26 protein-coding genes and 1 pseudogene are annotated in these 26,061 nt (G+C 57.5%); 16 read left to right on the top strand and 11 right to left on the bottom strand.

Features of this window, described 5'->3' with window-relative positions; translation table 11 throughout:
- Positions 1 to 229 precede the first annotated feature (229 nt).
- The 3 genes from BLJAPNOD_RS25680 (at position 230) to BLJAPNOD_RS25665 (ending at position 2,025) form a co-directional block, all read left to right on the top strand.
- A complete protein-coding gene (locus tag BLJAPNOD_RS25680) occupies positions 230 to 865 on the top strand; it encodes a hypothetical protein (RefSeq protein ID WP_115422085.1) in 636 nt (211 codons plus the stop codon).
- Positions 866 to 1,326: 461 nt separating this feature from the next.
- On the top strand, positions 1,327 to 1,530 hold the full coding sequence (locus tag BLJAPNOD_RS25670; protein ID WP_115421930.1) for a hypothetical protein: 204 nt from the start codon (positions 1,327 to 1,329) through the stop codon (positions 1,528 to 1,530).
- Positions 1,531 to 1,752: 222 nt separating this feature from the next.
- Entirely contained in the window at positions 1,753 to 2,025 is a 273-nt protein-coding gene (locus BLJAPNOD_RS25665) for a hypothetical protein (RefSeq protein WP_115421929.1), read from the top strand.
- A 596-nt stretch (positions 2,026 to 2,621) separates the two neighbouring features.
- Here the strand turns inward: BLJAPNOD_RS25665 and BLJAPNOD_RS25660 are convergent.
- From BLJAPNOD_RS25660 to coxB, 5 genes are read right to left on the bottom strand one after another with little or no spacing between them, the layout of a single operon-like run.
- On the bottom strand, positions 2,622 to 3,671 hold the full coding sequence (locus tag BLJAPNOD_RS25660; RefSeq protein ID WP_115421928.1) for a c-type cytochrome: 1,050 nt from the start codon (positions 3,669 to 3,671) through the stop codon (positions 2,622 to 2,624).
- Positions 3,668 to 4,306 carry a cytochrome c oxidase assembly protein gene (locus BLJAPNOD_RS25655; protein ID WP_115422084.1) on the bottom strand — a complete coding sequence of 213 codons (639 nt, stop codon included), beginning with the start codon at positions 4,304 to 4,306 and terminating at the stop codon, positions 3,668 to 3,670. Before BLJAPNOD_RS25655 ends, BLJAPNOD_RS25660 begins: the two co-directional genes overlap by 4 nt.
- A complete protein-coding gene (locus tag BLJAPNOD_RS25650; RefSeq protein ID WP_115421927.1) occupies positions 4,303 to 4,680 on the bottom strand; it encodes a hypothetical protein in 378 nt (125 codons plus the stop codon). Before BLJAPNOD_RS25650 ends, BLJAPNOD_RS25655 begins: the two co-directional genes overlap by 4 nt.
- A gap of 6 nt (positions 4,681 to 4,686) precedes the next feature.
- Complete coding sequence (gene ctaD / locus BLJAPNOD_RS25645; RefSeq protein WP_115421926.1) at positions 4,687 to 7,206, bottom strand: cytochrome c oxidase subunit I; 2,520 nt, start codon at positions 7,204 to 7,206, stop codon at positions 4,687 to 4,689.
- Positions 7,203 to 8,156 carry a cytochrome c oxidase subunit II gene (gene coxB / locus BLJAPNOD_RS25640; protein WP_244611102.1) on the bottom strand — a complete coding sequence of 318 codons (954 nt, stop codon included), beginning with the start codon at positions 8,154 to 8,156 and terminating at the stop codon, positions 7,203 to 7,205. Before coxB ends, ctaD begins: the two co-directional genes overlap by 4 nt.
- A 259-nt stretch (positions 8,157 to 8,415) precedes the next feature.
- On the opposite strand from coxB, the gene BLJAPNOD_RS25635 reads away from it, so the two are divergent.
- From BLJAPNOD_RS25635 to BLJAPNOD_RS25620, 3 genes are all read left to right on the top strand, one after another.
- Positions 8,416 to 9,750 carry a sorbosone dehydrogenase family protein gene (locus tag BLJAPNOD_RS25635; protein WP_115421924.1) on the top strand — a complete coding sequence of 445 codons (1,335 nt, stop codon included), beginning with the start codon at positions 8,416 to 8,418 and terminating at the stop codon, positions 9,748 to 9,750.
- Between the two features lie 229 nt (positions 9,751 to 9,979).
- A complete protein-coding gene (locus BLJAPNOD_RS25630) occupies positions 9,980 to 10,189 on the top strand; it encodes a hypothetical protein (RefSeq protein ID WP_147294583.1) in 210 nt (69 codons plus the stop codon).
- 530 nt (positions 10,190 to 10,719) lie between these two features.
- Entirely contained in the window at positions 10,720 to 10,959 is a 240-nt protein-coding gene (locus BLJAPNOD_RS25620) for a hypothetical protein (protein WP_115421921.1), read from the top strand.
- Positions 10,960 to 11,181: 222 nt separating this feature from the next.
- Here BLJAPNOD_RS25620 and BLJAPNOD_RS25615 read toward each other — a convergent pair whose 3' ends face one another.
- Positions 11,182 to 11,517 (bottom strand): helix-turn-helix transcriptional regulator, encoded by a 336-nt coding sequence (locus BLJAPNOD_RS25615; RefSeq protein WP_244611101.1) that lies wholly within the window; start codon positions 11,515 to 11,517, stop codon positions 11,182 to 11,184.
- A 131-nt stretch (positions 11,518 to 11,648) separates the two neighbouring features.
- On the opposite strand from BLJAPNOD_RS25615, the gene BLJAPNOD_RS25610 reads away from it, so the two are divergent.
- Positions 11,649 to 11,846: a hypothetical protein gene (locus BLJAPNOD_RS25610; protein WP_115421920.1), complete on the top strand. Its 198-nt coding sequence runs from the start codon at positions 11,649 to 11,651 to the stop codon at positions 11,844 to 11,846.
- A gap of 65 nt (positions 11,847 to 11,911) precedes the next feature.
- Here BLJAPNOD_RS25610 and BLJAPNOD_RS25605 read toward each other — a convergent pair whose 3' ends face one another.
- From BLJAPNOD_RS25605 to BLJAPNOD_RS25590, 4 genes are all read right to left on the bottom strand, one after another.
- Positions 11,912 to 12,331: a response regulator gene (locus BLJAPNOD_RS25605; RefSeq protein ID WP_115421919.1), complete on the bottom strand. Its 420-nt coding sequence runs from the start codon at positions 12,329 to 12,331 to the stop codon at positions 11,912 to 11,914.
- On the bottom strand, positions 12,328 to 13,455 hold the full coding sequence (locus tag BLJAPNOD_RS25600) for a PAS domain-containing protein (protein ID WP_115421918.1): 1,128 nt from the start codon (positions 13,453 to 13,455) through the stop codon (positions 12,328 to 12,330). The genes BLJAPNOD_RS25605 and BLJAPNOD_RS25600 overlap by 4 nt, the downstream gene beginning before the upstream one ends.
- Positions 13,456 to 13,704: 249 nt before the next feature.
- Positions 13,705 to 15,477 carry a PAS domain S-box protein gene (locus tag BLJAPNOD_RS25595; protein WP_115421917.1) on the bottom strand — a complete coding sequence of 591 codons (1,773 nt, stop codon included), beginning with the start codon at positions 15,475 to 15,477 and terminating at the stop codon, positions 13,705 to 13,707.
- 724 nt (positions 15,478 to 16,201) lie between these two features.
- The gene (locus tag BLJAPNOD_RS25590) at positions 16,202 to 16,999 is read right to left on the bottom strand and encodes an SDR family oxidoreductase (RefSeq protein ID WP_077505573.1); all 798 of its coding nucleotides are present in this window, start codon (positions 16,997 to 16,999) and stop codon (positions 16,202 to 16,204) included.
- 117 nt (positions 17,000 to 17,116) lie between these two features.
- On the opposite strand from BLJAPNOD_RS25590, the gene BLJAPNOD_RS25585 reads away from it, so the two are divergent.
- The 8 genes from BLJAPNOD_RS25585 (at position 17,117) to BLJAPNOD_RS25545 (ending at position 24,099) form a co-directional block, all read left to right on the top strand.
- Positions 17,117 to 18,064: a GlxA family transcriptional regulator gene (locus tag BLJAPNOD_RS25585; RefSeq protein WP_115421916.1), complete on the top strand. Its 948-nt coding sequence runs from the start codon at positions 17,117 to 17,119 to the stop codon at positions 18,062 to 18,064.
- A 259-nt stretch (positions 18,065 to 18,323) separates the two neighbouring features.
- Positions 18,324 to 18,740: a VOC family protein gene (locus BLJAPNOD_RS25580; protein WP_115421915.1), complete on the top strand. Its 417-nt coding sequence runs from the start codon at positions 18,324 to 18,326 to the stop codon at positions 18,738 to 18,740.
- 291 nt (positions 18,741 to 19,031) lie between these two features.
- On the top strand, positions 19,032 to 19,433 hold the full coding sequence (locus BLJAPNOD_RS25575; RefSeq protein WP_115421914.1) for a cupin domain-containing protein: 402 nt from the start codon (positions 19,032 to 19,034) through the stop codon (positions 19,431 to 19,433).
- Positions 19,434 to 19,479: 46 nt separating this feature from the next.
- Positions 19,480 to 20,790, top strand: coding sequence for an epoxide hydrolase family protein (locus BLJAPNOD_RS25570; RefSeq protein WP_077505486.1), 1,311 nt, complete (start codon positions 19,480 to 19,482; stop codon positions 20,788 to 20,790).
- A 506-nt stretch (positions 20,791 to 21,296) separates the two neighbouring features.
- On the top strand, positions 21,297 to 22,229 hold the full coding sequence (locus BLJAPNOD_RS25560; RefSeq protein ID WP_077505577.1) for a LysR family transcriptional regulator: 933 nt from the start codon (positions 21,297 to 21,299) through the stop codon (positions 22,227 to 22,229).
- Positions 22,230 to 22,371: 142 nt separating this feature from the next.
- Positions 22,372 to 23,085: an SDR family oxidoreductase gene (locus BLJAPNOD_RS25555; protein WP_077505488.1), complete on the top strand. Its 714-nt coding sequence runs from the start codon at positions 22,372 to 22,374 to the stop codon at positions 23,083 to 23,085.
- Between the two features lie 160 nt (positions 23,086 to 23,245).
- On the top strand, positions 23,246 to 23,824 hold the full coding sequence (locus tag BLJAPNOD_RS25550) for a DsbA family protein (protein WP_244611100.1): 579 nt from the start codon (positions 23,246 to 23,248) through the stop codon (positions 23,822 to 23,824).
- A 35-nt stretch (positions 23,825 to 23,859) separates the two neighbouring features.
- A complete protein-coding gene (locus BLJAPNOD_RS25545) occupies positions 23,860 to 24,099 on the top strand; it encodes a 4-oxalocrotonate tautomerase family protein (RefSeq protein WP_115421912.1) in 240 nt (79 codons plus the stop codon).
- Between the two features lie 495 nt (positions 24,100 to 24,594).
- Here BLJAPNOD_RS25545 and BLJAPNOD_RS25540 read toward each other — a convergent pair.
- Positions 24,595 to 25,164, bottom strand: a pseudogene (locus BLJAPNOD_RS25540) (GSU2403 family nucleotidyltransferase fold protein); the annotation flags it as partial.
- 325 nt (positions 25,165 to 25,489) lie between these two features.
- On the opposite strand from BLJAPNOD_RS25540, the gene BLJAPNOD_RS25535 reads away from it, so the two are divergent.
- Positions 25,490 to 26,061 (top strand): GSU2403 family nucleotidyltransferase fold protein (locus BLJAPNOD_RS25535; RefSeq protein ID WP_244611099.1); only part of this gene is annotated, 572 nt, incomplete at its 3' end.

Genomic DNA, 26,061 nt, shown 5'->3' with positions numbered 1-26,061 from the left:
GGTGAAGGCGTAGACTGCGCGAAAACAAGCGGAGAGGGTAAGAGATGTCGCTGCAACGAAACGCCCTACCCCTAAACGCCTAAGGCGCTGTATCCGGACGGAAGAACAATAACCGCGTCGGGGCTGATGGGCACACCGGCAGGAAAGCCCAGATCCATTATCGACCCGGAAAGCTACTTTGATCGTCCTCGTATTGACGACGCTACCCGACAATCCCATTTGATCGATGATGGCAATGTACCAAGGAAACGAAGCTTCGGAGCTCATCGAGACATGGATTCTATCGCCTGCGGCCACCCTTGGATCGTCGGTCAGGGCAAAAGGAATTCTTCTCGAGATACGTGCTCGGTTGCCGTTCCCCGTGCGCAAATCACTCGACCTTAAAGCAAGTGTATTGACCCTGGCGCTACCCACGAACTCGGAAGATGAGTTTCGCGCCGCGAAGTTGGCAATCAGCAAGGCATTGGAGGGTATTGAAAACCTTCCGATCATCCCTCGAGAAATCGAGGATATTCTGACGATCTCGACCACAGAGAGGCATCGGTGGCTCAAAGAGGGCCGCCTACCAAGCGCTGGAACCCGCACGGTGAAACTAAGGGGACGCGCGAGGAAGATAACCTTTCACGTGTTCGACGCGCGACTGGTGGAGGAGATGCTCAATGGGGATTTGGTCACGATCTGGCGCGAAGAAGACGCGCAAACTGCCGCCGAGAACCGACGCAGGGCTGCGCTTAAGGCGAAGATGACACGTTCTCTCAAAAACAAGCCGAAGGCTCGTTCAGCATCTGAGGACAACCCGGACGAAGGCTTGTATCCGAAGCTAAGGGGGTGGGAGGAGTTCGATCGCGACGGGCTTCTTCGCTAGAGAAAATCGGGTACCCACGACTTCTGGGCTGTTCTTGACGTTCCCCGCCATTGCATCGCGTCACGGTCGAGCAAACAGGAACTCTTGTCTACTCAAAGCTCTGGAACAATTTTCCGACATTTGCGTTTTTTGAAACACCCCATGGACAGTTGGTAGTCCCCAACGCAACTGTCGTTCTCTAGGCCCCTTCTGCGGGGGCCTTTTTTTCACGACCTCCACCTTGTCGATCCACGCCCGCAAGCCTTTGGAAAGTGCTTGTCACCGTGGCACGCATTCGATGAAAAGGTGTGCTTGTTTCAGGCGTCCGCTCTCCTACGATCGCCAGTTTTCGCGGTCTTTTCGTCTTCAAGAATCTCTTTGCCCCCCGCAAAATCCTGCATATAATCTCCTGTCATGCGGTTTTTTAGGGCTTTGGCGGACCTAAGGATCATCGCGCCTAAGCCCGAAAGGAGGGAGTGTGGATGCGCACCGGTGATCATCACATAGGCGCGATTTTGCCCGATCAAGTCGAACTCGTCGAAACCGTGTTTAACGATCTGCTACGAACGCGTCGGCTGGAGCGTTCAAGTGAAGAGGCCGAACTGCTGGCTGCCCGCTTGCTCAACCTCTTCCAAAGTGGCATTCACGATCGCGACGCCTTGAGGCAGATGGCCGAGTACATCTAAGCCTTGATGCAGACATGTCCGATGAGGCCAAACGGTTCCGCCATGGCGCCGTAATCCCCATGCGTATCCAAGCGCCATTTCACCGGGAATTGAGCGACTGCCGAACACCCGGAGCCAACGCACAAGATCCTTGTTTCAACTTTTATTTGCTTGGAGCAGATTGCAAATTTGGTTAGATTTCCAGCTCTGGGTAGAAGCGGTAGCTGAAGAAGGGAGGTCTCAATGGCTGTTCACTTTGACCAGTCAGGCTTAGGTTTGGCACCGGACCAGATCGAAATACTGCAGAGCATCTTTGACCGCATATGTGTTGAGGCACGAATTCCGCGCTACGATCCCCGCGCTGGTCGCCTCGCAAAATTCCTGATGGATGAATTCAGGTTCGGCAATACGGACGCGTTGGCGTTAACCGAGTGCGGGCGTTGGTTCTGCAAACGAGCGAGCCCCAGAAATCGCAGCGTGCCGCCCGAGCATCCGCTGGGCCAAACGCGCCACTGACACCAAAAAGCCCTCACCGCGTGTGGATACAAATCCCCGTGCCGGCAGGCCAATATTTCGCAGACAAACAGCGACCAACGACGTCCGACGCGGCTTCATTGAGCCCGCGCAAGCGCACATCGAGGTAGCTTGCTCCATCTCTTCTTCGGTCCGAAGCGAAGTCTTCGGTTCCGTTCTACAACGCGGACGACGGGGAAAAGATGCATCGCCAGTGTCCACGATGTTGAGGTCTCGCCTAGGCCCTTTGCCGCGCTAGGTACCCTGATTGGGGTTCGAAAGCCCCAGAAGCATTGGTCTGCGCAGGTTGCATGAGTAGGCGGCGATGTCGTCCGAGCCCTTCTGTCCCTTGCCGTAAACCATGGAGGTGAGATTGCAAGACGCTGAAATCGAAAGACGCGCCAAGCAGCTGTGGATAAAAGAGAACCCAAATCGGCCATGGCTACCGCTGTCTCAACGAGCCGAACTCGGGCAGGACATATCCGTTTGCGCTACCGAGGAGGACAGGAGACGCTACATGGATCGGGTCCGGCGAGGGGAATAGGCGAGAAGTCGGTTTCATAACGATGGCCTACACGCCGCCTGAGAGCCATTTTCTATCAACGTGGTGCCTCGGCCGGCCGTATCGACGCATAATGGGCTGCAAGCCGATCGATATCCTCGTCCGACAGATTGCGCACGGCCTGGCTCATCAATCGCTCCGTGGCACTGTCACCCCGCCGATTCTCCCTGAATAGCAAGAGTTGCTGCCGCAAATAGGATCTGGACTGCGCGCCGAGCAGAGGATAGCGGAGGTTGCGGCCATCGTGGCAAGCGTTGCAGCCGGCAATCTTTTTCAAAGGGTCGCCTGTCTGCGTGAGCGCGATGACGCGCTCGTCGGCGACTGGAGTTGTCACCTTTGCCGAGAGTTGCGTAGACAGATCTGCAAAATGACGTGCCGCCGCGGCGATATCGGTTTCTTCAAACTTCGAGACCGCCACCTCCATGAACCCACTTTTGCGCTTGCCGCTGATGTAAGCATGCAGCGCTTGCGTCAGGTAGGGTTCGGTTTGCCCCGCTATGACGGGAATGCTCTCATCGCTGCCCTGCGCACTTTGCCTGTGACAGGATAGACAGGAAGAGAAGGGCGATCGCTCGCTGGCATCGTCACCTGAGAGCTCTTGGTAGCGGGCCGCATTCATGCCGGGAAGCTCCCTTAGGAAAGCGACCATTGCCCACACCTCCTCGTCGCGGCCACCACCCGGCCAGGCGGGCATTCCAGTATAGCGAAGACCGTCCCGCACGATCACGAACAACTCTTCGTCCTTCCAGCCACCAATACTGGCCCTGAGGTCTGGCGGAGCCGGCAACATTGCCAGCACTTCCGCGGACCGACGTCCAACCGGCGACCCATGACATTCGGCGCAACCTTCTTCGAAATGAACGGCCGCGATCTGGATGGAGCTGGCATTTTCGAAACCGAGAGGCTTTTCGATGCCGAGCGCTGCGGTACGCACGGATGAACGCATCGTCCAGTGCAAGAACCACTCTGTCACTGCCCAGTGGCCACCAGTTGCACCGACGTGGATGATACCGAGCCAGGCGATCAGCAAACCGGAAACCGGTAGCACGACAGCAGTGGCGACCAGCCATTTCAGACAGCGCCTCATCGTCGCTGTCCCTCGTTCGGTTGCACAACCGCTGCGCTCAAGTACATCGCGACGGTGCCAACACCGCCTGCAAGGTAGACGACCGCCCCGACGATCAACATGACGATGCCGCCGAGCTGCTGGTCCTGGCTTGCCGTCAAGGAGACCCCGAGGCAGGTTACATCCTCGGCGCCGTAGAGCGGGCGAGGAGCCATCGTCAATAGAACTCCGAGAAGTGTCATGTGCATCGAGGTGAGCAGCAGAGCGACTGCGCCGCCAAGGCCCGCATCCGCTTTCCTGCCGGCTCCTATGCATGCCAGCCAGAGCAGGCTGCCCGAAATCAGAAAGGTGACAAGCTCCAGAAACCTTATGGCTGCCGATGATTCAGCCAACTCTCGTATCGCGGGAACATGCCATGTCCACACGACGACGAACTCTACGAAGGACAACAAAAGAGCGGTTCCAGGATGCCAACTGCGAGACGGGTCCCATCGCGTGCCGGAAATGGCCAAGGCAGCCAGCGGCGCGATGACGGCAACGAGCGCCATATGTGTGCCCATGTGTCCTGAAAAAGCCCGAGGATCAAAAACAAGAAGCGACGTCCACACGGTCGTCACCAGCAATGCCATCATAGCGATGAGAAAGGCCCATCTCATGAGAAGCATCCGTTGATCAACATGATCGGGGTAGCCACGAAGAGCACGGCGACGAAACTCAAGGCGGACAGAAGGAGCGTGGCAAAACCCTGAAAGAGTTTGCGCGCGCGATCTGTCGGTTCGTCATGCGGTGGGTCGGTTGTGCCGAATCCCCACTGCCGCCAGGCGAGGTAGGCAGAAACCGCGATCGTCGCGAGCGCCAGAAAAGTCAGGGCGCCAAGCATCCATTGAAGGCCGACAAAGTGTTGCGCACGTCCTCCTTTTGCGCAGTAGATGGCCACCGTTAGATAACAGGCGAGGAAATGCAGGGCCCAGACAATGGGCGCCGTAAACAGCGTCCAAAGGGTCTCCAGCTCTCGCGGTAAAAGGCGCATAGATCCTCACCTCATTGCCGGGAACAATCCGATAACCCCCAACGTCGTAAACGCGGTGACTGTCAGAAAGTGCCAATAGAGAACCACATTGACGAGATCGATATCGTGGCTCGCGGTCAAATGGCCGAAGAGGCTGCGCGCGAGGCAATAGACTTGCATCACCGCGCCGACGCCTGCGTGACAAACAAGCCAAAGCACCAAGACCCAGACGATCGCCGGATACACATGCTGCGTAGGATCCATCTGCGTCAGCCACGGTCCGGCCAGACCCGCCACGCTACCAAGGAGCGTCAGAAGCAGCGCGCATAAAACCAGCAGGCGCATCGCAAGTGCCTGGTCCCTGCGGTTCACCGATCGCGCCGCGATCATCGCGACCCACGCCCCCAGAAACAGGCAAAGAGACGCCATGGGCCATTCGATACCAGGCCCGACAAGGCCGGCGGTGAAGTCGTCATGGATGGTCCAATAGAAGAAGTAACCGAAAACCAGGCTGCCGAACGCCGTTCCGTCGCCCACCATAGTGATGAACATCGCCCACCACCCGACCGAAACGGGTCCCGAGACGTAAAGGGGCAATGAAAGGCCAAGGCCGACATCCTTTTCCGCCTTCTCCGGCACTCTGGCCGTGCCGGTCCACAGCCAGGCGATGACGAACGCGAGGAAGGCGACGGCAAACAATGCGCCGAGGATCCACCAGTGGAAGGTTGCAGCCACGAACACGCCACCAAGAGCAAGTGCGCTGAGGATTGTCAGATAGGACGTGCCGCCGACGCGCAGACATTGGATCGGTTCGGCATCGAGCACCGATGTGACAAGGGTCTCACGATAGCCCTCGGCAGCGTCTGGCAGATAGAAGCGCCCTTTGTCGATATCGTCGCGAAGTCCCGGCTGATCCCAGAGCGGGTAGCGACTGCTTATGATCGGTATGGAGCGCACCCCCCAGTTTTCCTCCGGCTCGGATATCCATTCGAGCGTGCCGGCATTCCAGGGATTGGCCTCGCCTTTGGGCTGACGATGCTTTGGCCTCAAGACATCGACGACGACAATGAGGATGCCCGAGGCAAAGATGAAGGCGCCTATGGTCGAGATCAGGTTGAACCAATCCCAACCGACATCGCCCGGATAGGTAAAGACACGCCTCGGCATGCCGCGCAGTCCGGCAAGATGCATCGGGAAGAAGGCGATGTTGAAGCCTGAAAACATCAGCCAGAAAGCGATCTTGCCCAAACGATCGGAGAGCTTTCGCGCGTTGATCAGGGGATAGTAGTAGTAGATGCCCGCAACGACGGGAAACAACATTCCGCCGATCAGCACGTAGTGCAGATGCGCGACGATGAAATAGGTGTCGTGGGCCTGCCAATCGATTGGCACGAGCGCGACCATGACGCCCGTAAGCCCGCCAATGACGAAGATCACCAGACCGCCCCCGCCAAAGAGCATCGGTACGGACGGGATGACGCGACCCGCCAGCATCGTTGCGATGAATACGAATATCTGCACGCCGGTCGGAATTGCCACGGCCTCAGAGGCCGCGGAGAAGAAGGCAAGCGAGATCTGCGGCAGACCAGTTGTAAACATGTGGTGGACCCACAGGCCAAAGCTCAGGAAACCGGTTCCGACCGCCGCCAGCACGATCCAGGAGTAGCCGATGATCGGCCGTTGGGAAAAGGTCGGAACGATCATCGCCATCAAGGCAATGGCGGGTAGGAAGATGATGTAGACCTCCGGATGCCCGAAGATCCAGAACAGATGCTGCCACAGCAACGGGTCGCCACCACGCTCGGCATTGAAAAACGGCCAGCCGAACATCCGCTCCATCTCGAACAGGATGTCGCCGGCAATCAGCGGCGGGAAGGCAAAGAGGATCATGCCGGCAACGATCAGCAGATACCAGGCAAACAGCGGCATCATGTTGATGCGCATGCCCGGTGCGCGACATTTCATGATGCCAACGATTAGTTCGACAGCCGCGGCGATCGAGGCCACTTCGATAAAGGATAGCCCGAGCAGCCAGATGTCTGCGCCGATACCCGAATACTGCTTGTCGGTGGCCAGCGGGGGGTACATGAACCAGCCCGTATTGGGGGCCGCATCAAAGAAGATCGAACCGCAAACGAACACACCTCCAAGAAGGAAGCTCCAGAAACCGAAGGCGGAAAGCCGCGGAAAAGGGAGTTCGCGCGCACCGAGCATGGGCGGCAGAAGAAAGATCGCCACAGCCTCGAAGATCGGCACGGCAAAGAGAAACATCATCACTGTGCCATGCAGGGTAAAGGCCTGATTGAAGAAATCTGCCGACAGGAAATCGTTTTCGGGGACGGCAAGCTGCGTGCGCACCAACAGGGCGAGAACACCGGCAAATAGCATGAAGAAGAAGGCCGTGGCCGCATACCAAAGCCCGATCTGCGTGTTGTTGACCGAGGTCCAGTAGCGCCAACCGATCGGATTGGCCCAGACTGCCCGAAGCTGACGCTCTTGCGCATCCTTCGACGCACGTTCACCAGACCGATATTCAGTGATGGTCATGGTTCACCTGCAAGATAGTCGACGATCTTGCGCAGATCGTCCTGCGGGATCATTGGGAAAGCGGGCATCTGGGCGCCGGGTTTGATCGAGGAGGGATCGCGAATAAAGCGGGCGAGGTTTTCCGGAGTGTTAGCCATCGCCCCCGCGCCCAATCGCTTGCGCTCCCTCAGTCCCGTCAGGTTCGGGCCTACCAACCCACGTGCCTCAGTCCCGTCGAGCGAGTGACAACCCGCGCAGCCATGAACGAGGAAAGCGTTTCCCGCGGTCTTTCGCGTGGCTCGCATTTGCACACGGCTCTGGCGCCAGGCTTCAAAATCTTCCCAAGGCAGGACGTCCGCGGACAGGTTCATGAGGGCGTGCGACGTACCGCAAAACTCCGCACAAGGTCCGCGGAAGGAACCGATGCGGGTCGGTTCCAGCCAGAGCGTATTGGTTCGCCCCGGTATCATATCCATCTTGCCAGCAAGCGCCGGGATCCAGAACGAATGGATGACATCATGCGCCTTGAGCAAAATGCGGACGCGGCGATCGACGGGCAGTTTCAGGTCATTTGCGGTTTCAAATACCACGGCGCCCAATGCGTCGAGGTACCGAATCCGCCACCAGAACTGCTCGCCCGTCACCTCGATCGCCACATCCGCATCCTGCCGATCGAACCACGGCCTCGTCGCCGGCATGCTCCACACAGCATAGGAAAGCAATGCAAAGAGAACCGCGGTCGGCGTTATCACGCCACCCCATGTGATAAAACGCTGCGCCTGCTCTTCGCTCAACGGCTCCCGCCGCGCACGAGCGGCATAGACCAGGAGCAATACGACGACGAGCCAGATGAAAGCTGCGCTGACTGCCGTCAACAGGATCAGGTTTTCGATGGCCGAGGCCTCGCGGCCGGACGCATCGAATGTAGATTGGGGGCCGGCACAGTTTGCGAGCAACATCAAAAACGGCAACGCAACGATGCCACCAGCGCCAACGAGAGGCCGATGGCGGCTAAAGCTAATTTTCGGTCGGCAAACGAGACTACTCACTCGCGCCCGACGGCTAAATCGGCAGATCAAATGGCCCTCCCCTCCCTCAGAAAAGGGAAACCGCGACTATGGCGGGAAGTTCCCTCCAAAAATCACGTTTCGGTGCATTCAGCCTCCGCGATGAAACGAAGTGCGAGTTGGCGAGTTAGACGCCAGTCACAGGCGATTAGGGAGCATCAGCATGCGAAAGGTTCTGGTCTCGATCGCGACCTTATTTCTCCTCCTGCTCATCGTCGGAGCTGCCCTCGTTTTCTTCGGTCAGGAGCAAGCGACGCTGACGGCCGAGCAAGGCTATGGGAGCAAGCCGCAATTGCCGAAACCCAACCCTACCCTTATACCGACGGTCAATATTGCCGACGCGTCCGGCTGGGCACCAGGAGAGACACCCACGCCCGGCGGCGGACTTGTTGTCGGTGCCTTCGCCACGGAACTGGATCATCCGCGCTGGCTTCACGTCCTGCCCAACGGCGACGTTCTGGTCGCTGAAACCAACAAGCCACCGAAAGAGGATACCGGCTTTAGCGTGCGCGGCTTTTTCATGGGAATGTTCATGAGCCGCGCCGGCGCCGAGGTCGCAAGCGCCAACCGGATCACACTGTTGCGCGATGCCGATGGCGATGGCGTTGCCGAAACGCGCTCGGTCTTTCTCCAAAACCTCAATTCACCATTCGGCATGACGCTGTCGAACGGGATGCTCTATGTCGCCAACACCGACGCGATCGTAGCATTTACCTACAAGGATGGTGACACGACACTCACGACAGAGGGTGAGAAAATTGCCGACCTCCCGGCCGGCCCGATCAATCACCACTGGACCAAGGACGTCATTGCCAACGCTGAAGGAACCAAGCTCTATGTCACGGTCGGTTCCAATAGCAATGTTGGTGAAAACGGCATCGAGGCGGAAACCGACAGGGCAGCCGTGCTCGAGGTCGATCTGGCAAGCCGGCAGCTACGCCAGTTTGCCTCCGGCCTGCGCAACCCCAATGGCCTTTCATGGCAGCCCGAATCCGGCGCGCTCTGGGTTGCTGTCAACGAACGCGACGAGATCGGAAGCGATCTGGTGCCGGATTACATGACTTCGGTTAAAGATGGCGGTTTCTACGGCTGGCCCTACAGCTATTTCGGTGCCCATGTCGACGACAGGGTAAAGCCGCAAAGACCCGACCTCGTGGAAAAAGCGATAGTGCCTGACTATGCGCTGGGACCTCACACCGCCTCCCTGGGGCTGACCTTTTACACCGGCCAACTCTTCGGTGCGCAATATCGAAACGGAGCATTCGTGGGCCAGCATGGTTCCTGGAACCGCAGACCGCGCAGTGGCTACAAGGTAATCTTCGTTCCATTCGCCAAAGGTCAACCGTCCGGACCACCAAAGGACATCCTGATCGGCTTCATCGGAGGCGACGACAAGGCGCGGGGACGGCCCGTGGGGGTTGCCGTCGATCGGCAGGGTGCGCTTCTCGTCGCAGACGACGTCGGAAACGTAATCTGGCGGGTGACGCCGGCCAACTGACTTTCCCTCCGCTTCCCCGCGATAGGCTGTCAAGAATTTGGAACCGCTTGCCGCGCGTCCCCTTTCCTTATGCGAAAATCCGAACCGCCTTCCCACTCGATTGTTTAATCTCAGCATAAGGCGTTGAAAGGTTCGCTTATTTTGACAATTTGCCCCACAATCCCGACAGCTACGCCTTCAAAAACTTATGCTATTGATTTTAAAGGGAAAATCTCCAGAGATGTGCTACATGAATGCACGCTTCGCAGAAATTACCCGCGTGGTCTTCGCCGCCGATCGTAATGAGGCCGCGGAATACTGCTTCGACTACCGCGGCACATATCCGCTTTTCGCAGAAGTAGCGATTTTTATGGATGGGGCCTTTGAGGTCGTGACCGGCGCAGTTTTGGCGGTGCCTAAACAAATGGCCCCCGGGAGGGGGCAGAGAGAATTGCCGTAACCCTTAATGCCCGCGATGCGGTTGCGATTCTGCTCTTAGCTCGGCGACCTTTCGATCGAGGTCAACTTTGTAAGGGCCGAACTTCATGAAGAGCTCACGTGCGGCCAAAGGTTGGAGCCCGTGGGCACGGATGAACTCTTCGAGGTCGTATCGCTTGTTCCAGCCGCGAACTACCTTGCTGTACTGCTCTCTGGTATCTTCGTGGTGCATGGCAGTGGTCTCGATGTTCGTTGTGACTGCAGCGCCCCGTCGAGGGCCGCTTGGATCACATCAATGGGTTTTCGCGTAAAAAGTTCCAGCGTGACTCATCAACTCTGCTGTTCCTTTAATGGGGGCGGCTAACACCTCGAAAGCGTCCCAATCAACAGTTGCTCTGGGATGAGGACGCTATGCGGCGCGGGCGCCCAACGAAACCCTGGAATGCCGGTCAGGCCCATCTGCCGTTCGATCCGATGCCCGATCGCGTCTCCTCGCTGGGAACCCGGCGCAATGAAAGCTCGTTATCTTGCTGAAGGCTAGAGGAGCCTACCATGTCCGATTCAGGAGACTTGCCTCTTCTTACAGATGACCTCGAGGCCGGACTCGCGGCGTACATGACCGATCCGGACCTTTCGCCGCGGCCCGCCAGCCGAGCCGCCGCGATTGAGAATATATTGCGCGACTGGCTTATCGCACACCGGTACATGGCCGACGTGTCGGGGCCAGCTCCGGTTCGGTTGGATTCCAAGGGAGTGAACAAGGAAGAAGTACAGTATCCGGGTTTTATTTAGTAACTCCCCGCAGGCAAGTCCGCCTCCTGTTGGCTAAAGGTCGGGGCGCGCGGCGAACTTAACCTCGCCGACGGACAGCATATGACCATGGCCGATTTGTTGCCCCCAAATCCCAGGGGGCCGTGGCACAACTTATCGAAGAGTCGAGCCCTCGATGCTAAATTAGCGTTGCTGTGCAATTCTCGGTCAGAAACAGTCGTTGGGAATGGCTGCCGGCCAGCATCAATCCCGCTCGGAGAGGATTTTCTGCACCCGCGCCAGTTTGCCCTCTGCCTTCTCAAGCCGCTGAAGGAGCACGTTAGGTCTCTCTGCGCCATCATCTTCCGGAAAGTCCCCGATGATTTCCATGGGGTGCGCCTTCAATACTTCGCAGATCTGAATCAGTGTTGGCACGGAGATCCGGTTCGTCCCACGCTCATATTTCTGTACCTGCTGAAACGTGATGCCAAGAGCTGTCGCGACCTTCTCCTGGGAGAGCCCGCGCGTTTGGCGTATCGCTCTGAGACGCTCGCCAATCTGCACGGAAATTTCCATCGCTGTTTCCGTCATCTTGCCCATATGCATCTCCTGTCGCTAGAACTCGGACGCTATATGGTCACCATCCCGCGCTCGGCAACTCTCAGATGTGGGGGGCGACAGCTGAGTTTACGGCTAAGCAACACTGCATTCGTGTCAGGGTCACGGGATAGATGCAATCAGGCCGCGCCCAGGATGCCCGCAACGTCCGCACGCTCGCACCCGACTTCAGGGCAATCGCTGCTCTTGATCGACCGGGTGTCTTCGACTTCGCCAATACTCCCATCAATGAGCCGCTGGTGCGGGAATTGGCCACCGGCACCTTCGTCGCTGTCAATCGGCACCCAAGACTGACCCATAAGCCGTTCTGATCATCACTGATTAGCGTCATGCATTAGCGCGACATGGCGGCGACAACGATAGCTTGTGAAGATGATTAATTGCGGACAGGCCTCAGATCGTGCGCAAGCACAAGGCTGGCAGGCGGCGGCGCGCTGTCATCTCCTTGTACCACCGCCGAGATGTATGCTAGCGCGTTCGCCATGCCGTTTATCGTGTAAGGCTTCTCGATTGCCCCGATCGCGCCTGCGAAGTCGTCCGGAAGTTTCTTGATGTTGCCGCTGACAAAGACGTAGGGAATGCGCTTCTCGGCGAGCATACGTCCCACGTTAATTCCCGTTGGGCCGTCCTGCAGGTGGATATCGACGAAAGCAAACTCAGGCGGCGCATCACGGACGATGTCGGCTGCCTGCCCACTGCTTGCCGCAACCCCGACGACCGAATGGCCCGCCGCTTCCACTTCGCTCTCAAGTTCCATGGCGAGCAGCATCTCGTCCTCGACGATCATGACTTTCAATAGGGTACATCCTTTTCGCTTTCCACGAGGAGCGTAACATCAACGATCGTTCGCCTGCCCGCCTGGGTTCGCTCGATCCTTGCCTCAACCTGGCGTGCCGAAGCCTCGAGCAGCATCCGACCCAACTCGGCGCTGGTTTCATCGGGTTCGACCGGTTCGGAGGTATCTTCGACCCGAATGAGGAAATGACCGTTGAGCCGTTTGACGAGGATATGGATCTCCCCTCCACCATGGCTGAGGCCCCGGCGTACGGCATCGCCGACGAGTTCGTTGACTATCAATGATAGTGGAGAGGCCTTTACCGCAGGTACGTAGACCGGGGTGAGATCAAGGGTAAGGTGGATGTCGTCACGCTTAATGGCTCCCACAAGGTCGGTCGCCAGCTCCCGAGCGAAGTCGGCGATGTCGAACCGGGCGACGTCGTCGGTCGTAAACAACTTTCGCTGGACGGTGCTGATCGCCTCAATGCGGTTGAGAACCGACATCAACGCAGACCGTTGCCCCTCGTCCTTTGTCAACCGCGCCTGCATCTTCACGATCGACGCCATGGTCAGAAGGTTGTTCTTAACGCGATGATCGACTTCATGCACGAGCAACGTGCGTGTGGCGAGCGCGGCTCGCAGGTTTCTTGTTGCCTCGGCCACGGCCTCTTCAGCCTGGTGGCGGGCAGCGGCAAGTTCTGCCTCTCTGCTTTTGACGTTGGTGAAGTCGAGTTGCGACGCGAAGAAATAGACGATCTTGTCATTGTCGTCGCGAACCGGGGACAGGAACAGCGCGTTCCAAAACGACTGGCCGTTTTTCCTGTAGTTGAGGATGTCGACTGCGATGTCTGATCCGGCTTCGATTGCCGAGCGGATCCGCGCTACGGTCTCCGGATTGGTATCCGCGCCTTGTAGAAAGCGACAGTTGCGCCCCACAACTTCGACGCTTGAATAGCCGGTGAGCTTCTCGAAGGCAGCGTTGCAGAAGATAATGGGATTGTCAGGCTGGGTCGGATCGGTGACAATCATCGGCATCCGCGTCGCCTTGAAGGCGGCCGCAAAGGGGTCTTCGCGCACGTGTCGCGCAACAAGTCGCTGTCCGGCGTCTCGCGCGTCTGCACGTCTCTGATCATATTCCTGCATGGCGGCCTGGTTGTTTAGTAATCAGACTTAATGCGGCGTGTGCCGTCTAGTTCCATTGCCCAGAATGCGGCTCGTCTCTTTGTATCCCCCAAACATGAGAGATGTCGGGAGAGGCAATTAGGCCGAAGAATTTCGAATTCAAGGATTCACAAATCGGAAGCCAAAGCCTGCTAAGAAGTGCACCTTGAGCTGGCGGTGGACCTCGGGCGAGGCATCGATCGTCGCCATTCAACCGGACTGCTTCCTGGCTCACGCATCTATGTCGAGCACCGCGTCGATTTCGCAGACGACCCCTATAGGATCGTAGCTGATTGTCGACCGGCCGTTCAGCTCGACCGCGAGAAGCCTCTCAACCAGACGCGAACCGAAGCCCTTCTTTGTTGGCGGCTTCACGGGGGGACCACCTTGTTCAGCCCACCTGAAGTGTAACCTGGCATTCGCTCCCTCATGCCTCTCCCCAAGGCGCCAGGAGATCTGGACCTTGCCCTGAGCAGCAGACAATGCGCCATATTTTGCGGCGTTCGTCGCCAACTCGTGGATAGCCAAAGAGAACGAGACAACTGCCTTTTGAGGAAGAAACACGGAAGGTCCCTCAATCTTGAAACGTTCTGGGGGATAGGGCTCAAGCACTTGCCTGACCAGCGCCAAAAGATCGGCGCGCTGCCAGTCCCGATGCGTGAGCAGATCATGCGCCCTCGCCATCGACATGAGCCGTTCCTGGAAGGCCCCCACTTCGTCCTGCCCCGTCCCCTCCCGCCCAAGGGTCTGTTTCGCGATGGCGAGTACGGTGGCAAAGACGTTCTTGACGCGATGATTGAGTTCACCGGTCAAAACCGTCTGCAGACGTTCAGCCTCCTTTCTGGCCGTAATGTCCTGGGATATTTTCGAGGCGCCGATCGTCTTTCCGCTGCTGTCATATATAGGAGAAACGCTGAGTTGGACGTCGACAAGACGACCATCCTTTCTTCGACGTTGCGTTTCGTAGGGCTCTACGACATTCCCGGCGCTGACCTGTCGCAGGATTTCCGGCTCCTCGTCGTGCCGCTCCTCCGGCACAAGCATCAGAACGGACTTTCCGACCGCCTCGTCTCGCGAATATCCGTAGAGCTTTTCGGCGGCGGCGTTCCAGTTTGTGATCGTCATGCTGAGATCGATACCGAGGATCGCATCGTTCGAGGACTCGATGATAGCAGCTAGGTGGCGTTCCGCCTCTTGCGCATCCTTGATCGCCGAAATGTCGATGGCGATGAATCCAATCTGCCGGATCCGGCCATCGTCACCCCTGAGCGCCGAAACCGATATCGCCGTCCATACGAGGGACCCGTCCTTTCGGACGCACCTCATCTCCATGTCGAAGGATTCGCCGGTGTTGACGAGGCGCTCGAACCGTCGCTCGGCTTCTGCGAAGTCGTCTGGATGCGTGATGTCCTGAAACCGAATGCCGACCAGGTCGTCTCTTCGATAGCCGAGCATCTCGCAGAAGCGCTGGTTGACGAGGACCATCCGGCCTGAAAGATCAGTCTGTCCGATACCTGCAGCGGACTGGGAAAAAAGCACCCGCAGACGTTCCTCGCTTTCCTTGAGGGCCTGCTGCGAGCGCACCCTTTCCGTCGTCTCGCTGACGATGCAGAAGACGCCGCGGATTTTGCCGTTCTCGTCTTTGATCGGCGAGTAGGAGATGTCGAAGTAAACTTGTTCCGGATGCCCGTGACGCTCGATGTAGAATTGGCGATCCTTGGCAGACACCGTCTCGCCACTGTGAAGGACCCGATCAAGCAACGGCTTGAGGTCTTCCCAGAGCTCGCTCCAGTTCTCCTTTGCCGGGCGCCCGAACGCCTGAGGATGCCTGAGGCCGATGGACGGAGCGTAAGCGTCGTTGTAGAGGGCGACGTACTGCTCGCCCCAAAACATCACGATCTGGGCGTGCGATGGAAGCATGATGTCGACGGCAGACTTCAAGCAGGCAGGCCATGCCGAGGGCCGCCCCAGGATGGACTCGTCCCAATTCCCGTCTTCAATCATGCGCGCGATCTCAGCGGAAGCCGGATAGCGGTGTTGTCCAAGTGAAGTCACAGAAAACCAAGCCCCCAAGCTCTGTCGTCGCACACGATTTTCCGAGCCCAATTAGTCGTTATTCCAGCGATATCAAGGGCATTGAAAGCTGCAGTCGAGTTCTGCGATTGGTAGAGGGATCGACGAGTTTCACCAATCGCGCAAAAGATCCCTCAGTCAGCAATCCGGCCGGTTGGAGCCGATCATACTTGCTTGTCGGATCGAAATCGCGGCTCTCGGCGGCAGACACCCGCCTTTGTAATACCAACTAGGCCGATGGCTCTGATCTTCTGCAGTCGTAGGGCTTCACCACTCTTGCACGGTGAGTGGCACTCATTGATGACGGAGAAGTAAACGAACACGGTCTGTATCGAGCTGCGCGGAAAGCCGCTGTCACTGCAGGGCGAATTTCACGCCTTGAACGGAATCGAACCGGCGACAGGAGGTTAGCCAGATAGCTTAGGTATCTGAGAATCCAAACTTTGTGGCATCACGCCTATTTATGGAACTTGAGGCGGTAAGATTGTGCGCGGCACGGCAGATGCAACGCTTGCGGGGTTTACGTCTTGGCGATTGAAGGAGCCCGCGTCTTTGTTTGGGCGGACCGATCCAATAGGAAGTCGCCCGATATCTCCGTAGTAGTAATGCCATGACTGCCACTCGATCGGGGCAGCCATGCATTTATAAGAGACGCTTAAGCTGAGTAGCGAGCTGCGGGAATCGCATGCGACAGGTTAGGACTGAGTGCCAATCGCGCAGTATCGAAGGCATTCCAGTCGGCGATGTTCGGCAAGGCGGGGATCGTGACCAGTTCGCCCTGATCGAGCCCGGAAAGTGCTGCGTCGACCATGTCGGTCGCGGACATGACGATCTCGGAGGGCAGATGGCCAATTGGAAGCCCTGCAGCATCCCAGAAGTCGGTTGCGGTCGCGCCGGGAAGCACCGCCTGAACCCGAACGCCCTTGTCGGCGAGTTCGTGATGGAGGGATTGGCTGAAGGCCAGGATGAACGCCTTGCTACCACCATAGACGCCGTTGAGAACCTCTGGTGCAATGGCGACGATAGACGCGATGTTGATAATCGTACCGGTGCCGCGGGAGACGAAGGCAGGAGCGACGGCATAGGTCAGTCGCATTGGGCCGGTAACATTCAACGCCACCATGGCTTCCATTTTCCCGATGTCGGATTGCAGAAGCGGCGCGGTGGCTCCAACGCCAGCGTTGTTGACGAGGAGGGTGATGCTTGCGTCAGTGCGCAGCACTTGCTCGACACGCGCCAGGTCGTCCGTCTTCGTTAGATCGGCGGACAGTGTTTCGACGGATCGCCCGGTTTCGTCAGTGATGCGTCCAGCCAGTTCCTTCAGCTTGTCTCCGCTACGTGCCACCAGAATGAGGTCGTAGCCGCGCCGGGCGAGACGATCTGCATAGACCGCGCCTATCCCCGAGGATGCACCTGTGACGAGTGCGGTTCCGTTGTGTACAATTGTGTTCATTGCCATGCATCCTTCTTTCAGAGCGAGCTTGATTGCTTGCCGTGTACAAAAGTACGCTCTATCCCGTCCGTCTCAAATGTCGTATATGCAACCTTTAAGGCCATAGGGGAATTCGGCATGCAGCGCATCGGATTTGTCCTCGTACCGGGTTTTCAGCTTATGTACCTGGCGGCAATCTCGGTATTCGAGTTCGCCAATGTCTCCGCTGGCGAGAATGTCTATCAGATCGACGTCCTGTCTGAGGAGGGTGGCGCGGTCCGCAGTTCGCATGGCCTCACCGCCGATACCAAGGCTTTCGAAGATCCCAATTTCGATACCGTCATCTTCGGTGGCGGGATGCAGATCACCGAGTCATCGTCCAGAATGATAGACTTCGCCCGTCGGGCAAGTCTGGCGTCAAGAAGAACAGCTTCAATCTGCACCGGTGCTTTTGTACTTGCCCAGGCGGGTCTCCTTGATGGCAAGCGAGCGACAACTCACTGGCTGTCTGCCCGCGAACTGCAGGAGCGCTATCCCAAGGTGAAGATGGAGGAAGATCGAATCTTCATCATAGACGGAGATATTTGGACTTCAGCGGGCATGAGTGCTGGAATCGATCTGGCCCTTGGAATGGTCGAAAAGGATTACGGAACAGAGCTCGCTCGCTCGGTTGCCCAGAAGCTTGTCCTCTATCACCGCCGGGCAGGTGGTCAGTCCCAGCATTCCGAACTGCTCAAGATGGATGCCAAATCCGATCGTATCCAGAGCGCCCTCGACTACGCTAGGAAGAATCTTAAGTCGGCTCTGTCGGTCGAGGAACTGGCCGATGTCGCGCATCTTAGTCCCCGTCAGTTCAGTCGTGCCTTTCGGTCGGAGACTGGACAATCACCTGCCAAGGCAGTCGAGCATCTGCGTCTGGAAACCGCCCGCCTGATGATGGAGCAAAGTCGTCACCCCATCGAGTACATCGCGGCCGAAACTGGGTTTGCTGATAGGGAGCGCATGCGACGGGCATTCCTGCGCGCGTTCGGACAGCCACCTCAGGCTATCCGGCGCAGTGCGCGGGCGGTCGATGAGGGCGAATGACGGCCAATCATCGATGATGTCGGGCGTCAGCGATCGCTGGCTGCCTAAGGATTGTTGATCACGAGCTTCTATTCTCCGTCCGGCTGGCGGCGAAGAAATGGCTCGATTTGTACTGGAGTGTACGTGGCTGTGATTGCGCAACACTGCGTTACAATAGGGCATCGTCCAAGAAACATCCCGTACACATGCCGAGCGCCTTTTCAGCGAGACCGTGAGGCCATCCGGCCTTCGCGACAAACGTGATCGGAAAGGAACAGTAATGACTGAAACGAAAGGTTTTCTTGGGCATACGACCGTTGGTACCAACAACCTCGATGCTGCGTCGGACTTTTACGATAAGATATTTGCCGTCTTTGGGGCTGGCCGAGTCCTCGTCCAGCCGGGAAGGGCGGTCTACTATGGACTGCGGGCACCTGAGTTTGGCGTTATCAGTCCCTTCAACGGACAGCGAGCCAACGTCGGGAACGGCGGAATGGTTGCTCTCCAAGCCGACTCCCGCTCTCAAGTTCGAGACGTCCACGCCCTCGCACTGAAGTTGGGTGGAACAGACGAAGGTGCGCCTGGAATGCGAACTGCTGACCCGGACGGATCCTATTGCGCCTACTTCCGCGATCCGGAGGGAAACAAGTTCTTGGTCTTCCGTGTCGGCCCGGAAGATACCGCGGTATCGGCATAACCTGCGGATCGCAGTCGTAGCCAAGTTTGCTCAACGCACTGTGGGCCGGTTATCCGGCTCACCGAACTCTCGAGGCTCCCTGAAACCACTCCCGAGGGGCGATCCACAAACATCTCGCAACAGATCCGATGATGTCATCGTTCGTGCAATGGCTTACAAAACTGCCGCTTAGTGAACACACACTCGATACACGTGAGGGCGCAAATAGTGGCTTCAATCAGGTCCCCCGCCCCCTGCTTGGGCTTTGCGACAGGGCGAACCTACCAAGCATATCAAACAAAGGATCAGGAAATGAAATTCACTCAAAAAATCGCTGCCGTTCTTCTTGTCGCAAGTGCCAGCGTGTCTGTGCATGCGGCGCACGCGCAAAAGAACGGAATTCAGCGCACCGACTTGGTGGAAAACGATATCAGCGCTCCGGGCCGCGAAGTTCTTCAGGTTCGTGTCGACTTCCTCCCTGGCGCAGTTTCAATCAAGCACTCCCATCCGGGCGAAGAAGTCGCGTATGTGCTCAAGGGTACGCTCGAATACCAGCTTGAGGGTGGCCAAACTGCCACGCTCAAGGAAGGCCAGTCGCTATTCATCCCGGCAGGCGTTGCACACCTCGCTAGAAACGTCGGCGCCGGTGACGCTTCGGAGCTAGCAACGTACATCGTCGAGAAGGGCTCAACTTTAGTTGTTCCCGTCAAGTGAGCAATCTCGCTATTCATTAACTTGTACTCGGGAAAGGGGTGCAATCTTGACTACTCACCAACCTAGTGGAAATTCATTCCTCTCCCGCAGAACACTGCTTTTAAGCGCTGCGGTGATTGGATCATCGGCTCTCCTGGTCTCTGGAGCGCCCGGCTTTGGGACCGCAAAGGCCGAAACATCAAGCGGAGCAATCCATCCTTTCAAGGTAAATATTGCGCAATCATCCGTTGACGACCTCCAACGCCGTCTGGCGGAGACACGATGGCCGGACGTTGAAACGGTCGACGACCGATCTCAGGGCGTACAGGTCGCCGAACTGAAGGCGCTCGTTGAGTATTGGGAGAATGGCTACGATTGGCGCAGTGTAGAGGCACGACTGAACGCCCTGCCTCAGTTTTTGACGAACATCGACGGCCTTGATATCCACTTCATCCACGTGCGCTCCCGTCATGCCAATGCGCTTCCACTCGTAATGACGCATGGGTGGCCAGGTTCCGTGTTAGAAATGCTGAAGGTTATCGGACCGCTTACCGATCCTACCGCTCACGGGGGGGCTGCTGAAGACGCCTTCCACCTAGTGCTGCCATCGATCCCTGGTTTCGGCTTTTCCGAAAAACCAAGCGGCACGGGCTGGAATCCGGGACGCGTGGCAACTGCATGGGACACGCTGATGAAGCGTCTGGGTTATGCAAACTACGTGTCGCAGGGCGGTGACTGGGGAGCGATAATTTCGGATGCCATGGGCCGTCAGGCACCTGAGGGTCTGCTGGGTATCCATGTCAACAGAATAGAGCGTTCCACCACGATCCCACCAGAAATCGGCAAGGCGCTCAGGCACGGTGATCCTGCCCCCGAGGAATTATCTACGGAAGAGCGCGCCATCTTCGACGAGGCCCGCAAATTTCTCAATCAAGGGTTTGGATATGCCGCGATCATGGGAACGCGGCCTCAGACGATCGGGTACGGTGTTTCCGATTCTCCGGTTGGCCTGGCAGCGTGGATTTATGACAAGCTGGCTGACTGGGTTTTCACCCGTGGTGAACCGCAGCGCGCCTTTACCAGAGACGAGATTCTCGACAACATATCCCTGTACTGGTTCACAAACACGGGAACCTCCAGCGGTCGGATATATTGGGAGAACAGTGCTGCAAATGCGAAACTTGCTCCGATCGCCATCCCTGCCGCTGTTACGGTGTTTCCCGGTGAGGTTTATAGGCCCCCAAAGAAATGGGTTCAGCGCGCCTATTCCAATCTCATCTACTACAACACCGTAGAAAAGGGAGGCCACTTCGCGGCGTGGGAGGAGCCAGACCTTTTCAGTCATGAAGTGAGGGCAGCGTTCAGAAATTTGCGGTAGCGCGCCCTTCAAGACTCGAGCCGTGGTCGTCCGGCTGCAAAGTTAAAAAGTTACGACACATAAAACTGACGTTAGATAGGAAAGGCTGTCCCGATAAGGGCAACCTTTCCTCGCCGCGACCAGGTACGTACAGTATGTTCTCTGGCAGGTCAGATTGAGCCACACGCCATGCAGGCATTCTACAGTTCGATCATTTCCCGCTTCAGTCCAACGGTGACCGCGCGAGTACGATCGCTGGCCCTGAGCTTGGCCAGGATGTTTGCGACATGTCCTTTCACTGTATTCTCCGAGATTGTTGGCTCCGTTCCAATCAGCGTGTTGAGCGCCCGGCCTCTATGAGTTTCAGCACACCCAATTCCCCGGGGACTGAGACCCTTGGGTGAATTTCCGTTTGGGGGGAATAAACCGAAAGCGCGGTCGCCATCTCGGTAGATGGTTTGCTTCCTGCTGGGATTCGGGTGAACATAAGCAATTACACACCCGTTATCCCGATGATCGGCAGGCCAATGGACCGGATAGACGCAATGAAAGTGTTCGTTACTGCCGTTGACCAGGGCAGCCTTGCCGCTGCTGCGCGGCAGTTGAAGCGGTCGCCAACAGCGGTCAGCAGAGCGTTGGGCCTGTTGGAAGCCCATGTCGGCGTCGAATTGTTGCATCGGTCCACCCGAGCATTGAAGTTGAGTGAAGCCGGCGAACGGTATGTTGTTGCCTGCCGACGCATGCTTGTCGATCTTGAGGAGGCTGACATGTTAGCGAGCGGTGAACGCTCGGCTCCGCGCGGGCTGCTGAACATTTCTGCTCCACCCGTTCTTGGCGAGGAAGTTCTTCGATCGATCCTGGACAGTTTTCTCGACGCGTATCCTGCAGTTTCCGCGCGGCTTCTGCTTCTCGACCGACTTGTTAATCCGGTGGAAGAGGGAATCGACATCACCTTGCGCATTGGTCATCTACCGGATTCTTCCCATGTCACGACAAGACTGGGTGGCGATGTCAGGCGGGTCGTTGTTGCTTCGCCTCGCTACTTGTCCAGCCATCCTCGGATCGAAGAGCCTGCTGACCTTCAGAAGCACCAGATCATTGCGTTCAGCAATTTCGGCCTCGATTCATGGAGCTTCACAGCGATCAACGGCTCCACTATTCCGCGTACTGTCCATTTCACACCACGATGCATCGTCAACAGCGTTCGGGCAGCCGCCGCTTCAGCTGCCGGAGGGAGTGGTGTGACGAGGCTCTATTCCTACCACGTCGCTGAATGCGTTAGAGACGGAACCCTAAAAATCGTTCTCGCGGATGCGGAGCCCCCACCCCTTCCGGTACATTTGTTGTCACCACATGGCCGCATGACGGTGCCGAAGGTGCGCGCTTTCGTTGATTTTGCAGCTCCCCGACTGCGCGCCGAATTCAAAAGACTGGCCGCCGAAGCCGGAACACTCGCATGATTATCCCGTTTTTCGGTTGAGTGCCCTCCTAGCGGCGGCAATTCACCTGAAACTCGGATGGTTCTAAAACAATTGCACCAGCGCCGAGGGCGTGGGGCGGACGCACCCGTTGCACCGCTGCAATTGAACAAGGAACATTTCAATGAGCATCGAACAGAAGGTTGTTATTATTACTGGTGCCTCGCAGGGTATCGGCGCTGGTCTTGTGAAAGCGTATAGGGACAGGAACTACCGTGTCATCGCCACAGCGCGATCGATCAAGGATAGCGCCGATTCCGGTGTCTTCGCCGTGGCGGGCGATATCAGCAAACGCGAGACTGCCGAGCGTGTAGTCAGTGAAGGCCTTGCACGCTTTGGCAGGATCGACACACTGGTAAACAATGCAGGCGTCTTCCTCGCCAAACCATTCGTCGACTTCACCCAAGAAGACTTCGACACCAACATGGGCGTCAATGTCGCTGGCTTCTTCCATATCACGCAGCGCGTGGCAACTGAGATGCTGAAGCAGGGCTCCGGCCATATCGTCAACATCACCACCAGCTTGGTCAATCAGCCGATCGCCGGGGTGCCGGCAGCGCTGGCTTCGCTCACCAAGGGCGGACTGAACGCCGTGACTCAAGAGCTGGCCATCGAGTTCGCCACGAGTGGTGTTCGGGTCAATGCCGTTTCGCCGGGGATCATAAAGACCCCCATGAACCCACCGGAGACCCACGCGGCACTGTCTGCCCTGCACCCGGTCGGTCGGATGGGCGAAATCCGCGATGTTGTCGATGCCGTCCTTTATCTGGAATCGGCGAATTTTGTCACAGGCCACATTCTCCGTGTAGACGGCGGCCAAAGCGCAGGTCGCTGGTAGCATCGCGCTGCTTGTCGAAAAGTCCTGACGCCAGCATTGATGCGACCGCATGCCGGGTCGGCTGCGGTCGTAGTCAAATCAGCCAAAATGAGGTGATGAAATGAAACTCGTACTTGTGGCCGACCCGATGTGTTCGTGGTGCTATGGCTTCGGAAAAGAAATGACAACGCTCGTCGGTCGGCATCCCGACATTTCCCTTGAGATCATCGTTGGGGGCCTTCGCGCTGGAGCGACGGATGTGCTCGACGATTCCGGCAAGCGGTTTCGCTTGGAACATTGGGCAAGGGTCGAACAGTCAACTGGACTGCCCTTTAACCGCGAAGGGTTGATGGCCCGCAAACGGTTCGTATACGACACCGAACCCGTTTGTCGTGCCGTCGTGGCATCCCGGATTCTCGCCCCGAGCGCCGACCTGCTGAAGGTTTTCCGGGCCCTTCAGCACGCGTTTTATGTCGACGCAGTCGACACCACCAATGGCGAGGTCCTCGCCGAAGTCGGCGCAGCAGCCTTGAGGGCCAACGGCAATCCGATCACTCCCGCGGAATTTCAGACAACCTGGCAACAGAAATACACGATCGAAGCCGCTGCTGCCGAATTCGCCATGGCCCGCTCGATGGGTGTGACGAGCTTTCCTACCCTATTCCTCGAAAAGGACGGGCAGCTACGCCGGGTAAGAAATGGCTATGCCCCTGTCTACCAACTCGAGCAGGACATTAATGCGCTGCTCGCTGCAGCGTGAACAACTTAGTTCAATCGTAAACAAGGAGAAGTTCAATGCCTATCGTGACCGTGCAGGTTACCCGTGAAGGGACCACCGTCGACCGCAGTTCCGTCTCCGCTGAGGAGAAGGCCGCCATCATCAAAGGCGTTAGTCAGGTGTTGCTCGACGTACTCAATAAGCCACTTGAGTCCACGTATGTGGTGATCGAAGAAGTAGATCTGGACAATTGGGGCTGGGGTGGGCTGCCCACGGTCCAGTATCGGCGGCAGCGCGCCGGGGCCGCGAATTCCTAAACCTTGCACAACAACCCGTCCTTTTTTGAACAGCGCGGCGGGGCTACAGCGGACCGGGAAGATAATCGCAAGAGGGATCCTGGTCCGCTTCACCCAAAGCGCTTGAGCGATATGCATGATGCGAAATACCTTGCGTTAACTCTTTAGCTTTTTTGATCCGGGCGCGCGTGCCTTTCGCACTTCTTGCCGCGGGCATTCTCGATATTCCAGTGGCTTCGAAGCGGGATCGAAGCCCGAGTCGCGTTCAGCCCGATAGTAACCTCCCGTTGGACGTGGGCGGAACTGCGAACGACATACTCGAAGCGCTTCGGCAAATTCCGGGAACGATCCGCGACCGATTGCTACAGTGACATCGGTCGGAATTGCTCGCCAGTAGGCTGCGGAGCACAACAGGGAATTGAGGCGCTCCACTTGATACATTATGCGACCCTGAACGCACACATCGGCGCGGGTTTTTGGTCAGAAACGAGCTGCTAATAATAATTCGGTGAAGCCTCACCTATCTTCCTTAAATGGATCGACGCCGAGTTCTTTGAACAACGCCTCCGTCTTCGCCCGATCAGCCCGGCTCATGTGGCCGATCCCGGTCCTGATCGCCGAGCGCCAGGCCACTCCCCTCTCGCATGCCTCGTGCAATGCGTCCGACAGCTCATTGAGCCGATTGGCGACATTTAGTGCTTCGAACAGGAGACCGGCTTGCCTCAAGTCCTTGTCTCGTTTCGCGGAACCAAGCGTGTCAACGGCGCGGCGGCTGGCGACGATCAGCTTGTGGACCGCGTAGCGCTCCGGAGCTGGTACGATTACGCTGATGCCTGACTTGTGCAGCATGACGGCCCTGATCGGCTCATAGATCAGGAAGTCCAAGAACCTCAGGGGTTCTGCCGAGGCTCCACCAAGGGCGGGCATGTCGGTCGGTTTGTCCATGTGGTCATCTGATTCCCTGTTTCCGGTCAGGAACTCAACCTTGTAGCCACTGCGATTGATGAAGCCGGTCGCACGCGGTGACCCGGAGCGATGCATGACCGGCCGGAATGTCGGATCGAGGCCCTTCAGGATATCGAGAATTATGGACTGCCCCTCATATGTCAACCAATGACGCAAGGTGTCGCTCGGCGGCATCGCCGATTGGCCACGACTGCGAGTGGTTCAGTAACATGGTGGACACGGCAGGACTCGAACCTGCGACCAATCAAGTCTCAGTCGACCGCTCTAACGACAGGAAGACCACCTCGACTACTGCCTCGTTCTGGAAGTTGGTCGGGCCATGCTGGCCGCGATACAGATTGCTATTGAAAAAGTGGAAGCAGAGCTATACTAAATATGAGGATTTAGTATAGCTTCGCGTTTTTGGCGATGTACTAAAAACTCAGATTTAGTACAGCGAGGCAACATGAAGCAGATCGATCTCATGTATCGCACCATGACCGCCGAACTTGGTCAACGGCTGCTCGATGCTTCCTTTTCGGCCGACTTCCCGGTTGAAGGCCGCTTCGTCGGGGTCAACAACAAGGGCCGGAAATACTGGTACTTCGACCAGCCGCCGGAAGGAAAGGGGTATCGCCAACAGCGTCGCTATGTTGGACCGGCCGACGATCCGGAGATCAACAAACGGGTCGAGGACTTCAAGGCGATCAAAGACGATGCCAAAGCTCGCCGCAAATTCGTCTCGACGCTCGTTCGTGAGGCTGGCTTGCCGGAACCGGATCGTTTTACCGGTGATGTCGTCGAAGCTCTTGCCAATGCCGGAATCTTCCGCCTGCGGGCCTGCCTCGTTGGATCGGTCGCCTTCTCGACCTACGCGGGACACCTTGGTGTCCGTCTGCCTGCTGCCTCATTCCAGACCGGAGATGCGGACTTCGCCCAGGACTATGCGATCTCGGCCGACGTAGGGGACAGCCTTCCACCTATTCTCGATATCCTGAAGGGCCTCGATCCGACATTCCGGCCGGTCATGCATCGCTC

Origin of the sequence: Ensifer sp. M14 (assembly GCF_003355565.1) — a bacterium.
Taxonomy (GTDB): domain Bacteria; phylum Pseudomonadota; class Alphaproteobacteria; order Rhizobiales; family Rhizobiaceae; genus Ensifer.
The sequence above is the reverse complement of the archived record's forward strand: the minus strand, read 5'-3'. Positions and strand labels throughout refer to the sequence as shown.

What these genes read in the sequence shown, in the direction of transcription:
- BLJAPNOD_RS25680 (WP_115422085.1), top strand. Translation starts at nt 230, where the DNA reads ATGGCAATGTACCAAGGAAACGAAGCTTCGGAGCTCATCGAGACATGG.
- BLJAPNOD_RS25670 (WP_115421930.1), top strand. Translation starts at nt 1,327, where the DNA reads ATGCGCACCGGTGATCATCACATAGGCGCGATTTTGCCCGATCAAGTC.
- BLJAPNOD_RS25665 (WP_115421929.1), top strand. Translation starts at nt 1,753, where the DNA reads ATGGCTGTTCACTTTGACCAGTCAGGCTTAGGTTTGGCACCGGACCAG.
- BLJAPNOD_RS25660 (WP_115421928.1), bottom strand. Translation starts at nt 3,671, where the DNA reads ATGAGGCGCTGTCTGAAATGGCTGGTCGCCACTGCTGTCGTGCTACCG.
- BLJAPNOD_RS25655 (WP_115422084.1), bottom strand. Translation starts at nt 4,306, where the DNA reads ATGAGATGGGCCTTTCTCATCGCTATGATGGCATTGCTGGTGACGACC.
- BLJAPNOD_RS25650 (WP_115421927.1), bottom strand. Translation starts at nt 4,680, where the DNA reads ATGCGCCTTTTACCGCGAGAGCTGGAGACCCTTTGGACGCTGTTTACG.
- ctaD (WP_115421926.1), bottom strand. Translation starts at nt 7,206, where the DNA reads ATGACCATCACTGAATATCGGTCTGGTGAACGTGCGTCGAAGGATGCG.
- BLJAPNOD_RS25635 (WP_115421924.1), top strand. Translation starts at nt 8,416, where the DNA reads ATGCGAAAGGTTCTGGTCTCGATCGCGACCTTATTTCTCCTCCTGCTC.
- BLJAPNOD_RS25630 (WP_147294583.1), top strand. Translation starts at nt 9,980, where the DNA reads ATGAATGCACGCTTCGCAGAAATTACCCGCGTGGTCTTCGCCGCCGAT.
- BLJAPNOD_RS25620 (WP_115421921.1), top strand. Translation starts at nt 10,720, where the DNA reads ATGTCCGATTCAGGAGACTTGCCTCTTCTTACAGATGACCTCGAGGCC.
- BLJAPNOD_RS25615 (WP_244611101.1), bottom strand. Translation starts at nt 11,517, where the DNA reads ATGGGCAAGATGACGGAAACAGCGATGGAAATTTCCGTGCAGATTGGC.
- BLJAPNOD_RS25610 (WP_115421920.1), top strand. Translation starts at nt 11,649, where the DNA reads ATGCAATCAGGCCGCGCCCAGGATGCCCGCAACGTCCGCACGCTCGCA.
- BLJAPNOD_RS25600 (WP_115421918.1), bottom strand. Translation starts at nt 13,455, where the DNA reads ATGCAGGAATATGATCAGAGACGTGCAGACGCGCGAGACGCCGGACAG.
- BLJAPNOD_RS25595 (WP_115421917.1), bottom strand. Translation starts at nt 15,477, where the DNA reads ATGATTGAAGACGGGAATTGGGACGAGTCCATCCTGGGGCGGCCCTCG.
- BLJAPNOD_RS25590 (WP_077505573.1), bottom strand. Translation starts at nt 16,999, where the DNA reads ATGAACACAATTGTACACAACGGAACCGCACTCGTCACAGGTGCATCC.
- BLJAPNOD_RS25585 (WP_115421916.1), top strand. Translation starts at nt 17,117, where the DNA reads ATGCAGCGCATCGGATTTGTCCTCGTACCGGGTTTTCAGCTTATGTAC.
- BLJAPNOD_RS25580 (WP_115421915.1), top strand. Translation starts at nt 18,324, where the DNA reads ATGACTGAAACGAAAGGTTTTCTTGGGCATACGACCGTTGGTACCAAC.
- BLJAPNOD_RS25575 (WP_115421914.1), top strand. Translation starts at nt 19,032, where the DNA reads ATGAAATTCACTCAAAAAATCGCTGCCGTTCTTCTTGTCGCAAGTGCC.
- BLJAPNOD_RS25560 (WP_077505577.1), top strand. Translation starts at nt 21,297, where the DNA reads ATGGACCGGATAGACGCAATGAAAGTGTTCGTTACTGCCGTTGACCAG.
- BLJAPNOD_RS25555 (WP_077505488.1), top strand. Translation starts at nt 22,372, where the DNA reads ATGAGCATCGAACAGAAGGTTGTTATTATTACTGGTGCCTCGCAGGGT.
- BLJAPNOD_RS25550 (WP_244611100.1), top strand. Translation starts at nt 23,246, where the DNA reads ATGACAACGCTCGTCGGTCGGCATCCCGACATTTCCCTTGAGATCATC.
- BLJAPNOD_RS25545 (WP_115421912.1), top strand. Translation starts at nt 23,860, where the DNA reads ATGCCTATCGTGACCGTGCAGGTTACCCGTGAAGGGACCACCGTCGAC.